22 protein-coding genes are annotated in these 20,365 nt (G+C 60.8%); 16 read left to right on the top strand and 6 right to left on the bottom strand.

All coding sequences use genetic code 11. The annotated features are described in order from the left end of the window. Window positions 1-141 precede the first annotated feature (141 nt). The 12 genes from FEM54_RS03965 to FEM54_RS03910 all read left to right on the top strand — a co-directional run bounded on the left by FEM54_RS03965 (window position 142) and on the right by FEM54_RS03910 (window position 10,500). The gene (locus FEM54_RS03965) at window positions 142-765 is read left to right on the top strand and encodes a DUF1120 domain-containing protein (protein ID WP_138449606.1); all 624 of its coding nucleotides are present in this window, start codon (window positions 142-144) and stop codon (window positions 763-765) included. Between the two features lie 15 nt (window positions 766-780). Beyond that, window positions 781-1,404, top strand: a complete 624-nt coding sequence (locus tag FEM54_RS03960) for a DUF1120 domain-containing protein (RefSeq protein ID WP_026013538.1) — start codon at window positions 781-783, stop codon at window positions 1,402-1,404. Between the two features lie 15 nt (window positions 1,405-1,419). Continuing rightward, window positions 1,420-2,049, top strand: coding sequence for a DUF1120 domain-containing protein (locus FEM54_RS03955; protein ID WP_171045790.1), 630 nt, complete (start codon window positions 1,420-1,422; stop codon window positions 2,047-2,049). Between the two features lie 29 nt (window positions 2,050-2,078). Next, window positions 2,079-2,708: a DUF1120 domain-containing protein gene (locus FEM54_RS03950; RefSeq protein WP_099548446.1), complete on the top strand. Its 630-nt coding sequence runs from the start codon at window positions 2,079-2,081 to the stop codon at window positions 2,706-2,708. Window positions 2,709-2,736: 28 nt separating this feature from the next. Next, a complete protein-coding gene (locus FEM54_RS03945; protein WP_138449602.1) occupies window positions 2,737-3,375 on the top strand; it encodes a DUF1120 domain-containing protein in 639 nt (212 codons plus the stop codon). 33 nt (window positions 3,376-3,408) lie between these two features. Beyond that, the gene (locus FEM54_RS03940; protein WP_017135189.1) at window positions 3,409-4,029 is read left to right on the top strand and encodes a DUF1120 domain-containing protein; all 621 of its coding nucleotides are present in this window, start codon (window positions 3,409-3,411) and stop codon (window positions 4,027-4,029) included. Between the two features lie 11 nt (window positions 4,030-4,040). Beyond that, on the top strand, window positions 4,041-4,658 hold the full coding sequence (locus FEM54_RS03935; RefSeq protein ID WP_017135190.1) for a DUF1120 domain-containing protein: 618 nt from the start codon (window positions 4,041-4,043) through the stop codon (window positions 4,656-4,658). Window positions 4,659-4,661: 3 nt separating this feature from the next. Further along, complete coding sequence (locus tag FEM54_RS03930) at window positions 4,662-5,348, top strand: DUF1120 domain-containing protein (protein ID WP_017135191.1); 687 nt, start codon at window positions 4,662-4,664, stop codon at window positions 5,346-5,348. Window positions 5,349-5,381: 33 nt separating this feature from the next. After that, entirely contained in the window at window positions 5,382-6,086 is a 705-nt protein-coding gene (locus FEM54_RS03925) for a fimbria/pilus chaperone family protein (RefSeq protein ID WP_099548442.1), read from the top strand. A 128-nt stretch (window positions 6,087-6,214) separates the two neighbouring features. After that, a complete protein-coding gene (locus FEM54_RS03920; RefSeq protein WP_240792706.1) occupies window positions 6,215-8,668 on the top strand; it encodes a fimbria/pilus outer membrane usher protein in 2,454 nt (817 codons plus the stop codon). 11 nt (window positions 8,669-8,679) lie between these two features. Continuing rightward, window positions 8,680-9,819 carry a DUF1120 domain-containing protein gene (locus tag FEM54_RS03915; RefSeq protein WP_225933031.1) on the top strand — a complete coding sequence of 380 codons (1,140 nt, stop codon included), beginning with the start codon at window positions 8,680-8,682 and terminating at the stop codon, window positions 9,817-9,819. 36 nt (window positions 9,820-9,855) lie between these two features. Continuing rightward, window positions 9,856-10,500, top strand: a complete 645-nt coding sequence (locus FEM54_RS03910; protein WP_138449608.1) for a DUF1120 domain-containing protein — start codon at window positions 9,856-9,858, stop codon at window positions 10,498-10,500. Here FEM54_RS03910 and FEM54_RS03905 read toward each other — a convergent pair. Both FEM54_RS03905 and FEM54_RS03900 read right to left on the bottom strand, forming a co-directional pair. Then, window positions 10,497-11,762, bottom strand: a complete 1,266-nt coding sequence (locus FEM54_RS03905) for a CynX/NimT family MFS transporter (RefSeq protein ID WP_138449601.1) — start codon at window positions 11,760-11,762, stop codon at window positions 10,497-10,499. The genes FEM54_RS03910 and FEM54_RS03905 overlap by 4 nt on opposite strands. After that, window positions 11,752-12,411, bottom strand: a complete 660-nt coding sequence (locus FEM54_RS03900; protein ID WP_138449599.1) for a FadR/GntR family transcriptional regulator — start codon at window positions 12,409-12,411, stop codon at window positions 11,752-11,754. The genes FEM54_RS03905 and FEM54_RS03900 overlap by 11 nt, the downstream gene beginning before the upstream one ends. A 159-nt stretch (window positions 12,412-12,570) precedes the next feature. On the opposite strand from FEM54_RS03900, the gene FEM54_RS03895 reads away from it, so the two are divergent. Together FEM54_RS03895 and FEM54_RS03890 are read left to right on the top strand one after the other, a co-directional pair. Further along, window positions 12,571-12,882, top strand: a complete 312-nt coding sequence (locus FEM54_RS03895; protein ID WP_138449597.1) for a type II toxin-antitoxin system MqsR family toxin — start codon at window positions 12,571-12,573, stop codon at window positions 12,880-12,882. Beyond that, window positions 12,879-13,367, top strand: a complete 489-nt coding sequence (locus tag FEM54_RS03890; RefSeq protein WP_138449595.1) for a type II toxin-antitoxin system MqsA family antitoxin — start codon at window positions 12,879-12,881, stop codon at window positions 13,365-13,367. The genes FEM54_RS03895 and FEM54_RS03890 overlap by 4 nt, the downstream gene beginning before the upstream one ends. 219 nt (window positions 13,368-13,586) lie before the next feature. Here the strand turns inward: FEM54_RS03890 and FEM54_RS03885 are convergent, their stop codons facing one another. The 4 genes from FEM54_RS03885 to FEM54_RS03870 form a co-directional block, all read right to left on the bottom strand. Continuing rightward, window positions 13,587-14,351: an amino acid ABC transporter ATP-binding protein gene (locus FEM54_RS03885; protein WP_003171943.1), complete on the bottom strand. Its 765-nt coding sequence runs from the start codon at window positions 14,349-14,351 to the stop codon at window positions 13,587-13,589. Window positions 14,352-14,362: 11 nt separating this feature from the next. Further along, a complete protein-coding gene (locus FEM54_RS03880) occupies window positions 14,363-15,460 on the bottom strand; it encodes an amino acid ABC transporter permease (RefSeq protein ID WP_138449593.1) in 1,098 nt (365 codons plus the stop codon). 10 nt (window positions 15,461-15,470) lie between these two features. Next, window positions 15,471-16,652, bottom strand: a complete 1,182-nt coding sequence (locus FEM54_RS03875; RefSeq protein WP_138449591.1) for an amino acid ABC transporter permease — start codon at window positions 16,650-16,652, stop codon at window positions 15,471-15,473. Between the two features lie 72 nt (window positions 16,653-16,724). Further along, entirely contained in the window at window positions 16,725-17,756 is a 1,032-nt protein-coding gene (locus tag FEM54_RS03870) for an amino acid ABC transporter substrate-binding protein (protein WP_017135202.1), read from the bottom strand. 345 nt (window positions 17,757-18,101) lie between these two features. Here FEM54_RS03870 and FEM54_RS03865 point away from each other — a divergent pair, with 345 nt between their 5' ends. Together FEM54_RS03865 and rhlB are read left to right on the top strand one after the other, a co-directional pair. After that, the gene (locus FEM54_RS03865; protein ID WP_017135203.1) at window positions 18,102-18,758 is read left to right on the top strand and encodes an alpha/beta hydrolase; all 657 of its coding nucleotides are present in this window, start codon (window positions 18,102-18,104) and stop codon (window positions 18,756-18,758) included. Between the two features lie 96 nt (window positions 18,759-18,854). Beyond that, a complete protein-coding gene (rhlB, locus tag FEM54_RS03860) occupies window positions 18,855-20,324 on the top strand; it encodes an ATP-dependent RNA helicase RhlB (protein WP_026013543.1) in 1,470 nt (489 codons plus the stop codon). Window positions 20,325-20,365 lie beyond the last annotated feature (41 nt).

The following is a 20,365-nucleotide window of genomic DNA, read 5'->3' as shown; positions in this document are numbered from 1 at the left end:
CCCCAAAGAGGGTCGGCTTGCCACTCCCAGGCAACAGCCAATAAACACCGAGACCGCCGCTTGGCCAACCACCCGTTCATACCGGGTCGGGCGTGGCCCCGCACGCGCCTCAATCTGCCAGCCTGTAATGGAACAAATGAAATGAAGATCTCTGTATCCCTGCTGAGCAGTGCCCTGCTGCTCGCCATGAACTCATCGGTGTTCGCCGCCAGCAGCGTCGACCTCAGCGTCAAGGGCATCATCACGCCCAGCGCCTGTACACCCAACCTGCCAGGTGACGTCGATTTTGGAAAAATCGCGGCAAAAGACCTGAATCTAGACAGCTATACGCCGCTTGAGAGAAAGACCCTGCAACTGAGCGTCAATTGCGACGCGGCGACACTGTTTGCAATCCACCCCCTCGACAATCGAGCCGGTTCAGCCGCTCACGGCGCCGCCTTTGGCCTGGGTTTGATCAACGGAAACCAGAAGCTCGGCGTATATCAGCTGACGTTCACCAAACCCACCGCCGAAACGCCCTCCACTCTGATTGCGATGTTCAACTCCGAGGGCCGATGGACGGAGATCCTTACAGATGACGCCATCGCCCCCAACGATCTGGTGGCGCTGGGCAGCCGGGGCGACAGCGGTTGGGCACCCCACCCGATAAAAGACGCGATCATGGACATGACGCTGTACACCTCAATTGCACCGGCAAGAAACCTGACCTTGACCAGCGAAGTGGTAATCGACGGCTCTGCGACCTTTGAAATGAAGTACCTGTAAATGGATATTTCCCAAATGAAGACCTGCCTGCCCCTGTTGAGCAGCGCGCTGTTGCTCGCCATTACCTCATCCGCCTTCGCCGCCAGTTCCGTGGACCTGACCGTCAAGGGTTTGATCACCCCCAGCGCCTGCACTCCCAACCTGCCGGGCGCCGTGGACTACGGAAAAATCGCAGCAAAAGACCTGAACCCCGACAGCCACACCTGGCTTGAGGACCAGACATTGCAGTTGAGCGTGAACTGCGAGGCGGCGACGCTGTTTGCCATCAACCCCATCGACAATCGAGCCGGTTCCTCAACCATTGGCCGAGGCTCCTACGGCCTGGGCCTGGCCAACGGCACAGAAAAGCTCGGCGGGTATCAACTGATGTTCAGCAACCCCGTCGCCGAAACGCCTTCGACCTTGCTCTACCAGTACGAACAGCGCGACTGGGCGCCGCTCTATCCAGAGGACCCCGTAGAAGACGATATGTTGGTGGCCCTGGGCAGCCGTGGCGATTCCGGCTGGGCCCCGCACCCCGTGCAGGACGCGCTCATGGACATCACCGTGCACACCGCCGTTGCGCCTGCCAACGGCTTGAGCCTGGCCAACGAAGTGGCGCTGGACGGCTCCACAACGTTTGAAGTCATGTACCTGTAAATGGAGACCTTTGAAATGAAGACCTCGCTGTCCCTGCTCAGCGCTGCGCTGTTGCTCACAAGCGCCTCGTCAGTGTTCGCCGCCAGCAGTGTGGACCTGACCGTCAAGGGGCTGATCACACCCAGCGCTTGTGCCCCCAGCCTTTCAAGCGGCGGGGTCATCGACCACGGCAAAGTAGCCGCCAAAGACTTAAGGCTGGACGGCTACACGTTGCTTGGCAATCACACGCTGCAACTGGCGATCACCTGCGATGCACCCACCCTGCTGGCCCTTAAGGGCATCGACAATCAAGGTAGCGCCTACGACTCGAGCAACGCCTACGGCCTGGGCTTGGTCAGCGGCAAAAAACTCGGCGGGTACACCCTGGCACTAGATAACCCAATGGCGGATGGCGCGGTGATTTCCGTGATTGGGTCCCGGGATAACGGCCTCAGTTGGCGCGAAATTTACCCAGGAGACGTCTGGCCAGCCGCCGACCTCGCTTCGTTTGGCGATCGCTCGACCGGCAGTTGGGCGCCGGCACCGGTCCAGCAAGTGACTGCGGGGCTTGGGGTGCAAACCATTATCGCTCCAACTGCCGGGATGGACCTGACCACTGAGGTCCCCATCTATGGCTCCGCCACAATTGAAGTGAAATACCTGTAACCCCCCTCTAACATCACAGGATGTGACCCATGGCTAGCCTCCTCACTCCCATCGCCGCGACATTGTTACTGATCTGCGCCGGCCCAGCATTCGCCGCCAGCAGCATCGATCTGACCGTCAAGGGGCTGATCACACCCAGCGCTTGTGCCCCCAGCCTTTCAAGCGGCGGGGTCATCGACCACGGCAAAATCGCGTCCAAGGATTTAAAGCCGGACAATTGGACGGTCATCGGCAATCACACGCTGCAACTGGCGATAACCTGCGAGGCGCCAACTCTGGTGGCCCTCAAGGGCATCGATAATGTAGGCGACTCCCATGACCCGATGAACAGGTATGGCCTGGGCCTGGTCAGCGGCCAAAAATTGGGCGGGTACTCCCTGACCTTCGGCAATCCTATAGCCGACAACGCAGCGATCTCCGTGATTGAGTCCTCCGATAACGGCCTCACCTGGCAGGAAAATATCCCAGGTGACACTTGGCCAGCCGCCTACCTCGCTTCGTTTGGCGATCGTTCGACCGGCAGTTGGGCGCCCACCCCAGTCCGGCTGGTGACGGCCGATCTCAAGGTGCAAACCCTTATCGCTCCAACTGCCGGGATGGACCTGACCACTGAGGTCCCCATCTACGGCTCCGCCACAATTGAAGTGAAATACCTGTAACCCCCTCTAACATCACAGGATGTGACCCATGGCTAGCCTCCGCACTCCCATCGCCGCGACATTGTTGCTGATCTGCGCCGGCCCAGCATTCGCCGCCAGCAGCATCGATCTGACCGTCAAGGGGCTGATTACCCCCAGCGCCTGCACCCCGGCACTGGCCCAAGGCGGTGTTGCCGACTACGGAAAGATCGCCGCCAAGGACCTGCAAGAAAACCAGGCTACTCCGTTGCCGCCCACTACCTTGCCATTCAACCTCAGCTGCGAGGCCGCCACGCTGTTTGCACTCAATGGTGTGGATAACCGCGCCGGCTCAGCCAGTAGCCCCAACGATTACTCGTATGGCCTGGGGTTCATCAACGAAACAGAGCGGGTCGGCGACTACGTGATCATTATCACCAACTACCTCGCCGACAACCTGCCTGTCAGCAAGCTGGCCTCCCGTGACAACGGCGCCACCTGGAGCGAAAACAGTGAGGACGCCATCTGGATGCGCGGCAGGCTCGCCGCCTTCGGCAACAACGCAAGTGGCACCTGGGCGCCCATCGCGATCAAGGCACTGACCAGCAACCTGGTGGTTCACCCCACTATCGCCCCTTCCAGTGGCCTGACATTGACCCAGGAACAACCTGTCGATGGCTCCGCCACGTTGGAAGTGATGTACCTGTAACCCCTCATCCTCTTACTAAGGAAGGTTTAAACGATGACTTACTTAAGAGCGGCGCCCCTGGCCGCCCTGTTGTTGGGCACCTCGTCTCTCACGCTGGCCGCCAGCAGCCTGGACCTTACCGTCAAGGGCATCATCACGCCCAGCGCCTGCGCGCCAGTGGTTTCCGGCGGCGGCAATGTCGACTTCGGCAAGGTGTCGGTCAAGGACCTCAACGCTGATACCTACACCGACCTACCCAGAGAAACCATGCTCTTGAGCGTGCGCTGCGAAGGGCCGACGTTTTTTACCTTGAACACCATCGACAACCGCGCCGGCACCACCGCCAGCCACTTCAGTTGGCACGGCCTGGGCCTGACCCCCAGCGATGAAAAACTCGGCGATGCCGGGCTTGGTCTCTACCAGCCGGTGGCCGACGGCGTACCGGTGCGCACCATCACCTCACGGGATGGCGGCGTCACCTGGATGCCTTCAGTGATGCTCAGCCATACCGTGTTGACGGCGGTCGCCGACAACGACGGCGTGGTGCCGATTGCGATCCAGGAACTGGACGCCGAGATACGCCTGATCACCCACATTGCGCCCGCCAGCAGCCTGACGCTGACCGACGATGTGCCTATCGACGGTCACGCCACCGTGCAAGTCAATTACCTCTAAGGAACCTCCCGATGAACACTCGATTGACCACCCTGGCCGTCAGCGCACTGCTGCTCAGTTCGGCCAATGCCTTTGCCGCCAGCAGCGTCGACCTGACCGTCAAAGGCCTGATTGTGCCCAGCGCCTGTACGCCCAGCCTGTCCGGCGGTGGCATGATCGACCACGGCAAAGTGTCTGCCAAGGACTTGAACCCGGACCGGGGCACCGCGATTGGCGTGCATACCCTGTCGATGACCGTCGACTGTGACGCGCCGATCCAGTTTGCTCTGCACCCCATCGATAACCGCGCAGCCTCAGGTCTAACCACGGACTTCGGCCTGGGCTTTATCAACGAAACCCAGAAGCTGGGCCACTTCTCCCTCACTTGGCGCGGCATGGTTGCCGACGGCGTGACCGTTCAACCCATCGCATCGATGGACCAGGGCAAAACCTGGTACTCCGAAAAATTCTGGGAGCCGAGCATGTACATGGCGGCAGCGTCGATGAGCGACGACACCCAGCCGCTGCCGATCCAAAACCTGAGCGTCGATCTGGAAGTGCTCACTATCATCAATGCCGCCGCCAGCCTGGACCTCAGCAATGAGGTAACCATCGATGGCTCGGCCACCGTTGAAGTGAAGTACCTGTAACCCATGGCCGCCCATCCCTTGACTACCGCCGGGCATGGGCTGCGCCTACCTGTGCCGGTACTGAACACCGTTGGCCGTTGCGTGGCTGCGCTGCTCCTCTGCCTGGCCACCTTAGTCAACGCCCACGCGGCCTCGACCGTCGACCTCACGGTAACCGGCCGGATAACGCCGGACGCCTGCCATGTCGAGCTGACTAATGAAGGCACCGTCGATCACGGCAAGATTCCTTCCCATAGCCTCAACGCCGACGAATTCACCGTGCTGCCTATCCAGATGCTCGATCTGCGCGTGCAGTGCGCCAGGCCCATGTTGTTTGCGCTGGTAGGTATTGATAATCGCGCCGACTCCTCGTCGGCACCCGATTATTTCTACGGGCTGGGCAGGAACATCCACGTCCCAGAGGAGCGCCTGGGATCCGTGGCATTGTCCTATCGCAACGCAGTGGGCGATGCGCAGCCCATGCAGGTATTGGCGTCCAACGACAACGGCGAAACCTGGTCACAGGAGCCCAACGCTTACCCGCGCGCGCATATGGCCTTTGCGCCAGTCGGGGACCGCCAACCGGATTTCATCGGCCAGTTGACCGTCCAGGTTCAGGTGAGCACCGCCATCAATTTTTCGCAGTACCTGACCCTGGACCAGGAAGTCCCGCTCGACGGCGCCATTGTCCTGGACCTGCGCTACCTCTGACCGCCCCCCTTTTGGCCTAATGGAAACCCCATCATGACGACGTCATTCTCAAACACCGTGGTGGGCCTTGTCGCCCTGCTGCTGATCCTTGGCAATCAAGTCAAAGCCGACGGCATGGTCCCGGACACCTCCGTGGTGATCGTGCATGAAGCCGAAGGCGAAGCGGCGGTGTCGGTGACCAATACCGACAGCCAGCTCGCGCTGCTGCATGTGACCTTGCAGGACATTCCTGAAGACACCGAGCCGCTGTTGGTGGTGACACCGCCGCTGTCTCGGGTAGAAGCGTCCAAAACCCAGCTGGTGCGCTTCATTCTGCAAAACCAGAAGCCGTTGCTGACCCAGCGGCTTAAACGGGCAGTGTTCGAAGGCATGCCCCAAGGTCGCGCCGCCACCGCCGCCGGTCACGCCCGTGTGGGCGTGACCGTGCGCCAGAACCTGCCCGTGATCGTGCACCCCAAGGGCCTTGCGCCGAACCGCACCCCTTGGACCGACCTGACCTGGACGCTGCGCGACGGCCAATTACAGGTGCGCAACGACACGCCTTATGTGGTGCGCCTTGCACAGGAGCTGTTGCTGTTGCCCGGTGACGGCAGGGCAATGCTGCCGCGTACCTATGTGCTGCCGGGCGAAGCTTTGAGCGTACCGGCCAGCGGTGGCCAGGCCAGAACGGTGCGTCTGCAGCCGGCCACGGTGTATGGGTTTGCGGTCAAGGCCTACGACGCCCCTATCACCCTCTGACTGACAACCACAGGTGTCGTGACAGACCGGCACCTGGATAACGAAGTGACGGCTTATTGACCGTCACCAGAGCGCCTGGAATCCCCGACACAACGGGGGCCAGTGCACTCACTACTCGAGTACCTTGCGTGAAAACAGTATTGAGTTACCGTGACGGCGAAGCCGTGTCCGATACCCCCGTCTGCCAGACCTTGCCGCTGGTGTTGTTACTGTGTGCCCTCGTGCCCGACAAGGCTTGGGCCGACGATTCCAGCCCGGTTGGCTTCGACGCCCAGACCTTGCATCAGCGTGGCATTGACCCACAGCTGGCCAGCCTGTTGCTGGCAGCACCGCGCTTCGCTGCCGGGCGGCACACCGTTAACCTGCGGGTCAACGGCCAACGCCGTGGCCGACAGGATCTGACCTTCGATCAACAGGGCAACCTGTGCCTGGACCGCGCCTTGCTGGACGCCGCTGACCTGGTGACGCCCAGCGAGACGCCAGGCTGCCGGGATTTTCTCGCGCAGTATCCACAAACCCTGGTGGAGCCGGACCCGGCGACACTGACGGTGTCACTGGTGGTGCCCACCGAAGCCCTGCGCCCTGTGCAGCAGGATATCTCGGGGTACGAAACCGGCGGTTTTGCCGGGCTGCTCAACTATGACCTCAGCGGTTTTTACAACCGCTTCGGCGATGACGCCAGCCGCTTTGGCTCGGCCAATACCGAAGTCGGGTTCAACGCCGGCGACTGGATCGTGCGCAGCCGCCAGGTGCAGACCTGGCAGGATGGCCTGTCGCGCAGTACGCATCTGGAGGCCTACGCGCAACGCACCTTCGCCAGCCACCAGGCGGTGCTGCAGGCCGGGCAGATCAACCTCTACAACCCGGTGCTCTCCGGTGCGCAGATCACCGGCGTGCAGGTGCTGACCGAACATGCACTTCAAGAACAGGGTCAGGGCGCGCAGATCCAAGGTATCGCCAACAGCCCGGCGCAAGTGGAAGTACGTCAGAACGGAGCACTGATTCACTCCACCGTGGTGCCTGCCGGGCCTTTCACCTTGAACGATGTACGTCGGTTGAACACGCGCTCGGATGTCGAAGTCACGGTCAAGGAAAGTGTTGGCGGTGAGCGACGTTTCACCGTGCCCGCCGCCATGCTTGGCCTCGGGTTGCCGGCACCGGGCTACTCCGTGGCCGCAGGCCGAGTGCGCAATGTGGGTGACGCCAGGGGTGATGATCCTTGGGTGGTGAGTGCCGGCTGGACCGGCGCCTTGCACCCGCAACTGACACTGGGGAGTGGCGTGCTGGCCGCCAGCGAATACCGTTCGGTAGGCGCCAGCCTGGGCTGGTTGCCGTGGCTTGACAGCCAGATCCAGCTGTCAACCCAACTGTCCAACACCCAGGGCTGGGAAAAAGTCTCGGGTGTACAGACCGACCTGTCATGGTCCCAGCGCTTGAGCGAACAGTGGTCGGTCAGCGCCGCCAACTCCTGGCGCAGCATCGGCTACCGCGAACTCGAAGAAAGCACCTATGAGCGCGACCACAGCCATGAGAGTAATGACAGCCGTCGCAACTCCCGCTATCGCGACCAGCAAAGCCTCAACCTGGGTTGGTCGCATCCGCTGCTGGGCGCCTTCAGTGCCGGGGTTTCGCGCTCATCCAACTTTGCCGGTGACAGCAGCAGCCGCGCGCTGGCGTCCTGGGGTACCAGTATCGGCGCCGTGTCGTTGTCGGCCAGTGCCGAGTGGCAAATGGGCGGCCGCGAGCAGCGAGACAACGCCGTCTATCTCAACATCAGCGTACCGCTGGGCGAGAGCCGCAGGCTACGCAGCTGGGTGCGCAATTCCGGCGGTGAAAACCGTACCGGCCTGGGCCTGACCGAACAGATCGACGACCAACTCAGCTACCGCGTCAGCGCCGAACACGACAGCAGTGACCATCAGGTGGAAACCTCCGTAGGCGTCTCGGCACTGCCGCGCTACAGCCAGCTCGATTTCAGCTACAGCCGCTCCGACGCCGAGCGTTCGAGCTACCAGGGCGGCGCTCGTGGCGGTGTGGTGCTGCACGGCGACGGCGTGACCTTTTCGCCCTACCCGGTGCGCGACACCTTTGCCGTGGTGTCGGTCGGCGACATGAGCGGCATTAAGCTCAGCACCCCCAGCGGCCCGGTGTGGACCGACTGGCAGGGCCAGGCCGTAGTGCCGCAAGTGGCCGCATACGGGCGCAGCCCGGTTGAAGTGCAGACACGCTCACTGCCGCGCAATGCCGATATCAATAACGGCCTGGCGATGATCTCGGCCGGGCGTGGCGCGGTGGACCGCGTCGAATTTGGCGTCGGCCTGACCCGTCGCGTGCTGCTTACCGTCAGCAACGACCAGGGCGCGCCGCTGCCTGCGGGCGCCTCCGTCAGCACTGCCAGTGGCGAATTCGTCACCTTGGTGCAGGACGGCAGCCAGGTGTTTCTGCCCAATGTGCTGGAACAGCCGACGTTGTGGATAACCACGCCGCAAAGCGGACGTTGCGAGTTGCGCTACGAACTGCCGGAAAAAGCCGACCCGGCGGTGTACTTCGAAACCGCTCCCGCACGTTGCAACCTGCCTTGAGGATGACCGCCATGCCCATCACACCTTATATGCGTCAACTGTGCCTGTGGCTGCTGGTCGGCGTAGCCGGCACTGCCCAGGCCTTGGAAGAATGCCAACTCAATGTGAGCGAACCGCTGGTGGATTTCGGCCTGATGAGTCGCCTGGCGCAAGCCGACAGCGCGGCGCAACGCCTGCTCGGCGAACGGCGCCTGAGCGTGACAGTCAATTGCCCGCAGGCTGAAGACCTCAGCCTGTTCTACCGCGCCCTGGCCGCCAACCCGCAACGCCTGCAATTTACCGAGCACGGCAGCTATGCCATCGAAGTCGGCAACGCGGTGCTCGACGGCCGCAGCGTAGAACTGGGTTTGCTGCCCGCCGCCGGCCTGGCGCCCGTTACCAATGGCAACGTGCTGGAGTGGCGCCCCGGCCACGGCATAGCACCGGTCGAACAGGGTGCAGTGCTCACGGGTAAAACCCTGTCGCTGCAACTGACCCTGCGCGCCTGGGCCGACCTCGCCGCCACGCAGGTGCGCGATGCCACCACCTGGGAAACCACCGGGACGTTGTACGGCGCAAAGCACGGGCGTTACCGGGAACTGACACTGCGCGCGCACTTTGCGCCCATCGCCTGCCTGCCGACGCTGTCCGACCACGGCGTGGTGGACTACGGCACCTTGTACGCCAAGGACTTGAGCGCCACCAACGAGACACCGTTGCCGACCCGCTCCCTGCGCCTGAGCGTGACCTGCGACGCGCCGGCACGCTTTGCCCTGCGCATGTTTGATAACCGCGACGGGTCGGCCACCGGTGGCACCGATGAAACCGCCTATGGCCTGGACCTGGATGCCAGCCGCAACAAAATCGGGCGTTTTTACCTGACTGTCGACCCGGCGGAATTCAGCGCCGATACCTGGCCCACGTTGTACCGCACCGACTCCACCAGCAACGGCGTGGCGTGGAGCAGCTCCACAGCCCGGCAAATCCCCATGGCCGCCAACAGCCTGCTGGGCTTTACCGACAAAACCGGCGTCACCACAGGCCCTGTCGCCATCCAGGCCCTGACCGGCACGGTACGTATAAAGACTTACCTGGCACCCATGCAAAGCCTGGACCTGCGTGAGGTGGTGCTGATCAATGGTTCCGGCACCCTCGAGATCGTGTACCCGTAACCGTCACTGCAAGGAGTCCGTCCCATGAAACGCCCTATGAAAACCCGCATTTTTTCCAGCCTGCTGTTACTGGCCTGCGCGCCCTCGGTGCTGGCCGCATCGGCGGTGGACCTGACCGTCAAAGGCCTGATCGTTCCCGCCGCTTGCTTGCCGCAGTTCCCCGGCGGGGCACTGATCGACTACGGCAAAATCGCCCAACAAGACTTGAACCTGAGCACTGCGACACGCCTGCCGGCCAAGCCCCTGCTTTTCGCCATCGCCTGCAGCGGTCCCACCCGCTATGCCCTGCGCATGCGCGATAACCGCGAGGGCTCGGCCATGGTCAACAGCGAGATTTACTATGGGTTGGGGTTCGATATCAGCGGTAATCGCCTGGGGGTTTACTCCATGACCTTCGACCCGCGCCAGACCCAGGCCAACACCACCGCGCAGATCTACGGCACCGAGTCCACCACCGGCGGCGTGGCGTGGCGCACGTCCAACCTCAACCCCATCGACATCGGCTCCAGGAGCTACCTGGGTTTTACCGAGGTGGAGGGCAGCGTCAGCGGGCCTACGGCCATCGGCACGCTGACGGGTACAGTCACAGTGCAGACCGTGATCAATGCCCGGCAGAATCTGGACTTGAGCGTGGAAACTCCACTGGATGGCTGGGCAACGCTTGAGGTGGTGTATCTCTAGAGTTTCTCGCTGGTCACTTGTACATAACGCGCCCGCCCGGCGCCGAGACCCGCGACAATCGCACCGAGGCCGATCACGGCGAAGATCCAGCCGATGGCCGTCCAGCCGCCGGTCCAGTCATGCACCAGGCCGACCGCAAACGGCCCCATCGACGCCAGGGTGTAGCCAATGCCCTGGGCCATGCTCGACAGGTTGGCGGCGACATGGGAATCACGCGAGCGCAGCACGATCAGGGTCAGCGCCAGGCTGAAGGTGCCGCCCTGCCCCAGGCCGAGCAGAATCGCCCAACCCCACAAGCCATCCAGCGGCGCATACAGGCAACCGAACAGGCCGCCAAGGGTCAGCAGCATCACCACCACAATCGCCAGGCGCTGGTCCTTGCCGCGGGTGGCCAGCCACGGTGCGGCCAGGGAACTGAGCAGTTGCACGATGATGGAACCGGACAACGCCAACCCTGCCTCGGTGGCGCTGAGCCCCCGGCCAATGAGGATTGACGGCAACCAGCCAAACACAATGTAAGCCAGGGACGATTGCAGGCCCATGTACAAAGTCACCTGCCAAGCCAGTGGGTCACGCAGCAAGCCCCTGACCCGGTAAGCCACCTGATGGGCGCCGTGCTTTGGTCCGACTTGCGGCAACCAGAACAACGCCGCCAGCAACGCCGGGATAACCCAGAACCCCAGTCCGACGGCCCAGCTGTCTGCGAAGTACTGACTCAGGGGCACCGTGGCCCCGGCTGCCAACGCGGCGCCCAGACACAATGCCATGGTGTAGACGCCAGTCATGGCGCCCGCCTGCCTGGCAAAATCACGCTTGACGATACCCGGTAGCAATACACCGATGATGCCGATGCTCGCGCCAGCGATCAGGCTGCCCGCGAACAACCCCACTTCACCGAACGAACTGCGCAGGATGATGCCGCCAGCCAGGGTGAGCAGAATCCCCAGCACCACGCGCTCAGCGCCAAAACGCCTGGCCAGGATCGGCGCAGTGGGCGCGAACAGGCCCAGGCACAACACCGGCAAGGTAGTCAGCAAGCCCGCCTTGGCAGCGGACAACCCCAGGCTGCTGGACACTTCTGCCAGCAATGGCGCCATGCTCGACAGCGCCGGGCGCAGGTTCAATGCCACCAGCACCAGGCCCAGCAGCAAGAGCCACGGGCGAGCCACCAACGGAGGGGCCTGCTGGACGGCTTCGTCATCGGCTTCGGCGTCAATCAACAGTTCTTCGAGTTCAGTCGTACGTTTGGCTTCAAGGTTCATTGATCAACTGCCGGCAGAGGGATTTGGCACGTTCGGGGTCTTGGTTTTCCACCGCGTCGAGCAAGGCGATATGCAGGTCGAATACCGCCTGGCGACGTGGTGAGATGTTCAGGGTCTGACGCAACTGGGCGCCGACGATGCTGGAGAAATACTGGTACAGCTCGCTCAGCGCCGGGTTGTGCGCTGCATCCACCAGGCGCTTGTGGAACACCAGGTCGGCGCTGATATAGGCCTCCAGGTCACCGTGGTACAACTCGCCGCTGCGCTCAAGGGCTTCACGCAACCCTTTGAGATCGTCATCGGTACGACGCAACGCCGCCAGGCCGATGGCCTCCACTTCGAGAATCTGCCGCGTCTCCTGCGCCTGCGCCAACGTGCAGTGGGACAGTGCGCGCATCGTCCCCAACGGGTCGGTCATCGAGCGCAAGTAACTGCCGTCGCCCTGGCGGATTTCGATCAGACCCGAGAACGCCAACACACGCATGGCCTCACGCACGGTATTGCGGCTGATGCCCAGCTCGGCGGACAACTCCGGCTCGGTGGGCAGGCGCTCACCGATGGCCCATTTGCCTTCGGTTATACGCCAGCGCAGTTGCTCCAACGCTTGATCGACCAGGGAGCGTTTGATCAGGGGGGCGATGTCTGTCATGAGTTTTGCACTTTCGTCCAATCATAGGATGAATTTTCCTACAGCCTATTCAGACTTGCCCACAAAGGCAACGCACTAGGGTTCATAGGCAGCAAAAGGAGCAGTATTTTCGATTGGTAAAATTACCCTTTAAGGGTAATTATTGGACTCAGGTGTCTTATGGAAAAGTACACACCTCACTACGATCTGGCGGTGATCAAGGCGGATGTCAGGCGACTGGGTGCCAGGGCATTCACCCGTGCAGCCAAGGAGGCGGGAAAGCAACTCGACCTCGACATCAGCGAGATGCAGGCAGTCGTTTTCAAACTACAAAACAGGATGCTGTACAAGTCGATGACCACCTATGCCGATCACCGCGTCTGGCAGGACGTCTACCACATCCATTCACACGGTCTGGAGATTTACATCAAGGTCACTTACTGCTCCGGCGGTAACCCACCGGTGATCTCCTTCAAAGGGATGAACCTATGAACACCCAACATTGCTTCATATGCGGCGCCCCCGACGCCATGGTGCGTTTTGAGGGCCGCAGTGAAACCCTGCGCATCAAAGGCATGGAACAGCACATTGAGGACCTGTCCGGCTGGGAGTGCCAACTGTGCGAAGACGGCATGTATGACCCCGACAGCAGCGAACGCCATGCCAAGGCCAGTGATGACCTGCTGCACGCCGCGCGACGGATGATGGGCGCTGAACTCAAGCGTATCCGCCGCAAGCTGCACCTCACGCAAAAAGAAACCGTGCAGTTGTTGTCCGGTGGCGGGCACAACGCATTCTCACGTTACGAACGCGGAGAAATAACGCCGCCCAAACCGTTGATGGTGTTGATGCGCCTGCTGGACCGTTACCCGCATTTGCTCGCCGACGCCAAAGAGCTGGCCGAAGGCGCAGACCTGCGCAACGCCTTTACTTGCACGACCCATAACCAAACACAAGAAGCCCTCAAAGCGTCTTGAACAGGCAAAAATAAACCCGGCACCAGCAGGCTTTTTATGGGTGTTCTGCAGAGCAATGGCGATCAAATGTGGGAGCCGGGCTTGCCCGCGATGGCGGTGGGTCAGCAGCAGTTGTACGCACTGCTGTACCGCTATCGCAGGCAAGCCAGCTCCCACATTGGTTTGTGTTCGCCAAAGGTTATGCAGCCTGCAGGCTGGGTTTATGGGTTCAAGCTTCGATCAATGCAGAATCTGGCTCAAGAACAACTTGGTCCGGTCATTCTGCGGGTTGTCGAAGAAGTCATTGGGCGCCGCCTGTTCCACGATCTCGCCCTTGTCCATGAAGATCACGCGGTTGGCCACGGTGCGCGCAAAGCCCATTTCGTGGGTGACGCACAACATGGTCATGCCGTCTTCGGCCAAGCCGATCATGGTGTCCAACACCTCTTTGACCATTTCCGGGTCGAGTGCCGAAGTCGGCTCATCGAACAGCATGATTTTTGGCTTCATGCACAAGGCACGGGCGATCGCCACACGCTGTTGCTGACCACCAGACAGTTGCCCCGGAAACTTGTGCGCCTGCTCCGGAATGCGCACGCGTTCCAGGTAGTGCATGGCAATTTCTTCAGCCTTGCGCTTGGGCATCTTGCGCACCCACATCGGCGCCAGCGTGCAGTTCTGCAGGATGGTCAGGTGCGGGAACAGGTTGAAGTGCTGAAACACCATGCCGACTTCACGACGGATCGCTTCGATCTGCTTGAGGTCGTTGGTCAGCTCCACGCCATCGACCACAATGCGGCCCTGCTGGTGCTCTTCCAGGCGGTTGAGGCAGCGGATGGTGGTGGACTTGCCCGAACCCGACGGGCCGCACAGCACGATACGCTCGCCCTGCTTGACGTTGAGGTTGATGTCTTTCAACACGTGGAACTGGCCGTACCACTTGTTGACGCCCTGCATCTGGATAATGCCTTCAGGGCTCACAGGCTGTTTGATTGCTTCGCTCATAACAACAACTCCTAACGCTTGTGGCCAGTGTCGAGCTTGTGTTCCAAATGAATGGAATAGCGCGACATACCAAAACAGAAAATCCAGAACACCAGGGCGGCGAACACGTAGCCTTCGGTGGCCATGCCCAGCCATTTAGGGTCGGCGGCGGCTTGCTTGACGCTGTTGAGCAGGTCGAACAAGCCGATGATGATCACGAGGCTCGTGTCTTTGAACAGCGCAATAAAGGTGTTCACGATGCCGGGGATCACCAGTTTCAGGGCTTGCGGCAGAATCACCAGGCCCATGCTGCGCCAGTAACCCAGGCCCATCGCTGCAGCCGCTTCGTACTGACCTTTGGGAATCGCCTGCAAGCCGCCGCGCACCACTTCAGCCACGTAGGCCGACTGGAACAGGATCACGCCAATCAAGGCCCGCAGGAGCTTGTCGAAATTCATGCCTTCAGGCAGGAACAGCGGCAGCATCACCGAGGACATGAACAGCACCGTGATCAACGGCACGCCGCGCCAGAACTCGATGAAGGTCACGCAGATCACGCGAATTGCCGGCATGTTCGAACGCCGCCCCAGCGCCAACACAATCCCCAGCGGCAAAGCCCCGGCGATGCCGACGGTGGCAATCACCAGGGTCAGCATCAGGCCGCCCCATTTGTCGGCCGGCACGTTGGTCAAGCCAAAGATACCGCCGTGCAAGAGGAAGAATGCGACGACCGGATACACCACCAGGAAGCACAGGCCGTAGATCGCCTTGCGTTTGAAACGCGAGATGAACAACGGCGCCACACCCACGATGGCCAGCCACACGGTCAGGTCCACGCGCCAGCGCAGGTCGACGGGGTAGTAACCGTACATGAACTGCCCGAAGCGCTGCTGGATGAACACCCAGCAAGCGCCTTCCTTGGTGCAATCGGCACGCGTGGTGCCGACCCAGTTGGCGTCCAGAATCGCCCAATGCAAAATCGGCGGCACCACCAGATAGACCAAGTAGATCGCCAGGAATGTCAGCAGGGTGTTGAGCCAACTGGAAAACAGGTTTGCGCGCATCCAGGCCATCGGTCCGAAGACCTTGTTCGGCGGCGGCATATCAGGTTTGAAAGTATGAGAACTCATGTGTGTTTCCTCACCGCTCGATCAGCGCAATGCGCTTGTTGTACCAGTTCATCAGCAGGGAAATACTGATGCTGATCGACAAGTACACGCTCATGGTGATGGCTATGACTTCGATGGACTGACCGGTTTGGTTGAGCACCGTACCGGCAAACAGCGAAACCATTTCCGGATAACCGATACCGGCGGCCAGCGACGAGTTTTTCACCAGGTTCAGGTATTGGCTGGTCAGTGGCGGAATGATCACCCGCAGGGCTTGCGGGATGATGACCTTGCGCAGCGTCGGCCCAGGGCGCAGGCCCAGGGAGCGCGCGGCTTCGGTCTGGCCGTGACTCACAGACTGAATACCTGAACGAACGATCTCGGAGATAAAGGCTGCCGTGTAAACGGTAAGTGCCAGGGTCAGCGCCAACAGTTCGGGGATCAATACCCACCCGCCGACGAAGTTGAAGCCCTGCAGCCTGGGCATTTCCCAGTGCAACGGCGCGCCGAACACCAAGGCACACAACGTCGGGATCACGATGAACAGCGCAAGGCCCGCCCAGAACTTGTGGAACGGCACACCGGTGGCTTCAAAGCGCTTGTTGGCCCAACGCGCCATCAGCACGATCGCCACGATGGCCACCACGATACTGGCCACAAACGGCCAGAAACCCTCAGCCGCCTGCGCGGCCGGCATATTAAGGCCCCGGGCGCTCATGAAGAACGTATCGTTAAAGTTATGGCTGTTACGCGGCAACGGCATGGTCAGGAAAACCGCGAAATACCAGAACAGGATCTGTAGCAGCGGCGGGATGTTGCGGAATATCTCCACATACACGGTCGCCAGCTTGTTGATCATCCAGTTCGGCGACAGCCGCGCCACGCCAATGATGAACCCGAGCACTGTCGCCAGGATTACGCCGATAAAGCTCACCAGCAAGGTGTTGAGCAACCCGATCACAAAGACCCGGGCATAGCTGTCCGATTCGGTGTAGTCGATCAGATGCTGAGCGATGCCGAAGCCGGCACTGCGCTCAAGAAAGTCGAAACCCGAGGTGATACCCCGGTGTTGCAGGTTGGTCTGGGTGTTATTGAACAAGTACCAGCCCAGCGCGACCACCGCCACAATCGTGATGATCTGGAAGAGCCACGCACGCACTTTGGGATCGCTGAAGCTGAGCTTCTGCTTGGGTGCGCCGATTTGATTTTGCATGAAGTGCCCCGGAAAGAATGGAACAGAACATCACCCGGTGGTTGGCCCACCGGGTGATAGAACCATCAGCGATCAGCGCACAGGTGGTGCGTATTGAATGCCACCGTTAGTCCACAGTGCGTTCAGGCCACGGTCGATTTCCAGTGGGGTGCTCTTGCCCAGGTTGCGCTCGAACACTTCACCGTAGTTACCGACCTGCTTGACGATCTGTACAACCCAATCTTTTTTCACTTTCAGGTCTTTGCCGTATTCGCCGTCAGAACCGAGCAGACGAGCAACGTCCGGGTTCTTGGTGGACTTGGCTTCAGCTTCAACGTTTTTCGAGGTGATGCCGGCTTCTTCAGCGTTGAGCATGGCGTAGCCAACCCAGCGCACAATGGCCAGCCACTCGTCGTCGCCGTTACGCACGACCGGGCCCAGTGGTTCTTTGGAGATGGTTTCCGGCAGAACCACGTAGTCCTTCGGCGAAGCCAGCTTGCTGCGCTGTGCGTAGAGCTGGGATTTGTCCGAGGTCAGCACGTCGCAACGACCGGATTCCAGCGACTTGGCGCTTTCATCGGAGGTGTCGAAGGTGATCGGCGTGTATTTGAGGTTGTTGGCGCGGAAGTAGTCGGAAACGTTCAGCTCAGTGGTGGTACCGGCCTGGATGCAGATGGTTGCACCGTCCAGTTCCTTGGCGCTTTTAACACCCAGCTTGTTGTTCACCAGGAAGCCAACACCGTCGTAGTAGGTGATGAAGCCTGGGAATTTCAGGCCCATACCCGCATCGCGCGAACTGGTCATGGTGGTGTTGCGCGACAGTACGTCGACTTCGCCGGACTGCAGCGCGGTGAAACGCTCCTTGGCGTTCAACTGGCTGAATTTGACCTTGGTTGCGTCACCGAACACGGCAGCGGCCACAGCGCGGCAAACGTCAGCGTCGATCCCGAGGATCTTGCCGCTGGCATCCGGCACCGAGAAACCCGGCAAGCCATCACTCACGCCACATTGCACAAAGCCTTTCTTCTGCACGGCGTCCAGGGTGGCGCCAGCTTGGGCAAAACCACTGACACCCAGTACAGCAGCCGCGGAAACGATGGCCAGGGTGGATTTCAATACCTTCATTCAAACCTCCAGTTGCTCTTGTTGTGTCGGAGCTAAAACCCCAGCGCACCCTTATGAGGCGATATCAACCCGTGTTGGCTTTTTTTAGGGTCAAGCGGCATGAGGTTTTCGCGGTAATTCCAGTTGCTATCCCACAAGCGGCAGTCACTGATAGTGTTACCGTCCCAAGATAGTTCTGACATCGACCTACACATAGCAAGGCGCGTACCAGAGTGGTGGCTGAGTCGTTTCAGCCCTTGATCAATAGAAAAACATTCAACGTTGCGACATTCTCTTAACAGATCAACCCGTCGCGCACCGTTCCGACGCACCCAATCGGAGCGCACGCACATATATGGAGCAGACATGACCGAACCCTTGATTCTTCAGCCCGCCAAGCCCGCAGACGCCTGCGTTATCTGGTTGCATGGCCTGGGTGCTGATCGCTACGACTTTTTGCCGGTGGCGGAAGCGTTGCAGGAAAGCCTGTTGAGCACCCGCTTCGTTTTGCCCCAGGCACCGACACGTCCGGTAACCATAAATGGCGGTTACGAGATGCCGAGTTGGTACGACATCAAGGCCATGAGCCCGGCTCGCTCGATCAGCCTGGAAGAGCTGGAAGCCTCGGCCAAAATGGTCACGGATTTGATCGAAGAACAGAAGAGAACCGGAATAGACGCTTCGCGAATTTTCCTCGCCGGTTTTTCCCAGGGCGGCGCCGTGGTTTTCCACACCGCCTTCCTTAAATGGCAGGGACCGTTGGGTGGCGTAATCGCCCTCTCGACTTATGCACCGACCTTCGGGGATGAGCTGGAGTTGTCCGCCAGCCAGCAGCGCATTCCAACGCTGTGCCTGCACGGCCAATACGACGACGTGGTGCAGAACGCCATGGGCCGCAGCGCCTACGAGCATTTAAACAGCCGTGGTGTCACCGTGACATGGCAGGAATACCCAATGGGTCACGAAGTGTTACCTCAAGAGATCGCCGATATCGGTGCCTGGTTGACCGCCCGGCTGGGCTGAAAACCACAGTTTATGTAGCCGTATGACAGACGCACTACGCCGCGCCCGTTTCTTGCATTACACTGGCCGGCGTACATTCCTTAACCAATTAATGAGATCACCGTGCTCAAAGCACTTAAGAAGATGTTCGGCAAAAGCGAGGCTGAGCCGCTCGCGCCAGTTCCCAGTGCTCCTGTGCCCTCCTCCGGCAGCCGCAATGACGGCCAACAGCCCGGCCGGACCGCACCTGCCGCACAGCCGCAGAAGCCAAAGGTGACCGCGCCCGAACAGGCCCAACCTGTCGAGGCAGCCCCCGCGCCGGCGCCGAAAGCGCCCCGTCGTGAACGTGCACCGAAGCCGCCCGTGACCCCGTGGAAACTCGAAGACTTCGTGGTTGAACCCCAGGAAGGCAAGACCCGCTTCCATGACTTCAAACTGGCCCCGGAACTGATGCATGCCATCCAGGACCTGGGCTTCCCGTACTGCACGCCGATCCAGGCGCAGGTGTTGGGCTTCACCCTCGCCGGCAAAGACGCCATCGGCCGCGCGCAGACCGGCACCGGCAAGACCGCCGCGTTCCTGATCTCGATAATCACCCAGCTGCTGCAAACGCCACCGCCCAAAGAACGCTACATGGGTGAGCCGCGTGCATTGATCATCGCCCCGACCCGCGAGCTGGTGGTACAGATCGCCAAGGACGCCGCCGACCTGACCAAGTACACCGGCCTCAACGTCATGACGTTCGTGGGCGGCATGGACTTCGACAAGCAGCTCAAGCACCTCGAAGCCCGTCACTGCGACATCCTGGTGGCCACGCCAGGCCGCCTGCTCGACTTCAACCAGCGCGGCGACGTGCATTTGGACATGGTTGAAGTGATGGTGCTGGACGAAGCCGACCGCATGCTCGACATGGGCTTTATCCCGCAAGTGCGCCAGATCATTCGCCAGACCCCGCCGAAAAACGAGCGTCAGACCCTGCTGTTCTCTGCGACCTTCACCGAAGACGTGATGAACCTCGCCAAGCAGTGGACCACCGACCCGTCCATCGTCGAGATCGAAGCGCTGAACGTTGCCAGCGAAAACGTTGAGCAACACATCTATGCCGTGGCCGGGGCCGACAAGTACAAGCTGCTCTACAACCTGGTCAACGACAACGGTTGGGAGCGCGTGATGGTGTTCGCCAACCGCAAGGACGAAGTGCGCCGCATTGAAGAACGCCTGGTGCGTGATGGCGTCAATGCCGCGCAACTGTCCGGCGATGTGCCGCAGCACAAGCGTATCAAGACCCTGGAAGGTTTCCGCGAAGGCAAGATCCGCGTGCTGGTGGCCACCGACGTGGCCGGGCGCGGTATTCACATCGACGGCATCAGCCACGTGATCAACTTCACCCTGCCGGAAGTGCCGGACGACTACGTGCACCGCATTGGCCGTACTGGCCGTGCCGGGGCGGCGGGTGTTTCGATCAGCTTTGCGGGGGAAGATGACTCGTACCAGCTGCCGTCGATTGAGACGCTGCTGGGTCGCAAGATCAGCTGCGAAACGCCGCCGACGCACCTGTTGCGGGCTGTAGAGCGCAAACGCCCTTAATAGCTGAAATGCAGTAGGAGATGTGGGGGCTGGCTTGTGTG

Origin of the sequence: Pseudomonas edaphica, from assembly GCF_005863185.1 — a bacterium.
Taxonomy (GTDB): Bacteria; Pseudomonadota; Gammaproteobacteria; order Pseudomonadales; family Pseudomonadaceae; genus Aquipseudomonas; species Aquipseudomonas edaphica.
This window is presented reverse-complemented; position numbering and strand designations above follow the sequence as displayed.

Excerpts from the sequence above, each read along its gene's own strand:
- FEM54_RS03925 (WP_099548442.1), top strand. The coding sequence starts at position 5,382 with ATGACGACGTCATTCTCAAACACCGTGGTGGGCCTTGTCGCCCTGCTG.
- FEM54_RS03885 (WP_003171943.1), bottom strand. The coding sequence starts at position 14,351 with ATGAGCGAAGCAATCAAACAGCCTGTGAGCCCTGAAGGCATTATCCAG.
- FEM54_RS03900 (WP_138449599.1), bottom strand. The coding sequence starts at position 12,411 with ATGACAGACATCGCCCCCCTGATCAAACGCTCCCTGGTCGATCAAGCG.
- FEM54_RS03915 (WP_225933031.1), top strand. The coding sequence starts at position 8,680 with ATGCCCATCACACCTTATATGCGTCAACTGTGCCTGTGGCTGCTGGTC.
- FEM54_RS03890 (WP_138449595.1), top strand. The coding sequence starts at position 12,879 with ATGAACACCCAACATTGCTTCATATGCGGCGCCCCCGACGCCATGGTG.
- FEM54_RS03945 (WP_138449602.1), top strand. The coding sequence starts at position 2,737 with ATGGCTAGCCTCCGCACTCCCATCGCCGCGACATTGTTGCTGATCTGC.
- FEM54_RS03870 (WP_017135202.1), bottom strand. The coding sequence starts at position 17,756 with ATGAAGGTATTGAAATCCACCCTGGCCATCGTTTCCGCGGCTGCTGTA.
- FEM54_RS03960 (WP_026013538.1), top strand. The coding sequence starts at position 781 with ATGAAGACCTGCCTGCCCCTGTTGAGCAGCGCGCTGTTGCTCGCCATT.
- FEM54_RS03905 (WP_138449601.1), bottom strand. The coding sequence starts at position 11,762 with ATGAACCTTGAAGCCAAACGTACGACTGAACTCGAAGAACTGTTGATT.
- FEM54_RS03875 (WP_138449591.1), bottom strand. The coding sequence starts at position 16,652 with ATGCAAAATCAAATCGGCGCACCCAAGCAGAAGCTCAGCTTCAGCGAT.
- FEM54_RS03965 (WP_138449606.1), top strand. The coding sequence starts at position 142 with ATGAAGATCTCTGTATCCCTGCTGAGCAGTGCCCTGCTGCTCGCCATG.
- FEM54_RS03955 (WP_171045790.1), top strand. The coding sequence starts at position 1,420 with ATGAAGACCTCGCTGTCCCTGCTCAGCGCTGCGCTGTTGCTCACAAGC.
- FEM54_RS03865 (WP_017135203.1), top strand. The coding sequence starts at position 18,102 with ATGACCGAACCCTTGATTCTTCAGCCCGCCAAGCCCGCAGACGCCTGC.
- FEM54_RS03880 (WP_138449593.1), bottom strand. The coding sequence starts at position 15,460 with ATGAGTTCTCATACTTTCAAACCTGATATGCCGCCGCCGAACAAGGTC.
- FEM54_RS03895 (WP_138449597.1), top strand. The coding sequence starts at position 12,571 with ATGGAAAAGTACACACCTCACTACGATCTGGCGGTGATCAAGGCGGAT.
- FEM54_RS03910 (WP_138449608.1), top strand. The coding sequence starts at position 9,856 with ATGAAAACCCGCATTTTTTCCAGCCTGCTGTTACTGGCCTGCGCGCCC.
- FEM54_RS03930 (WP_017135191.1), top strand. The coding sequence starts at position 4,662 with ATGGCCGCCCATCCCTTGACTACCGCCGGGCATGGGCTGCGCCTACCT.
- FEM54_RS03935 (WP_017135190.1), top strand. The coding sequence starts at position 4,041 with ATGAACACTCGATTGACCACCCTGGCCGTCAGCGCACTGCTGCTCAGT.
- FEM54_RS03940 (WP_017135189.1), top strand. The coding sequence starts at position 3,409 with ATGACTTACTTAAGAGCGGCGCCCCTGGCCGCCCTGTTGTTGGGCACC.
- FEM54_RS03950 (WP_099548446.1), top strand. The coding sequence starts at position 2,079 with ATGGCTAGCCTCCTCACTCCCATCGCCGCGACATTGTTACTGATCTGC.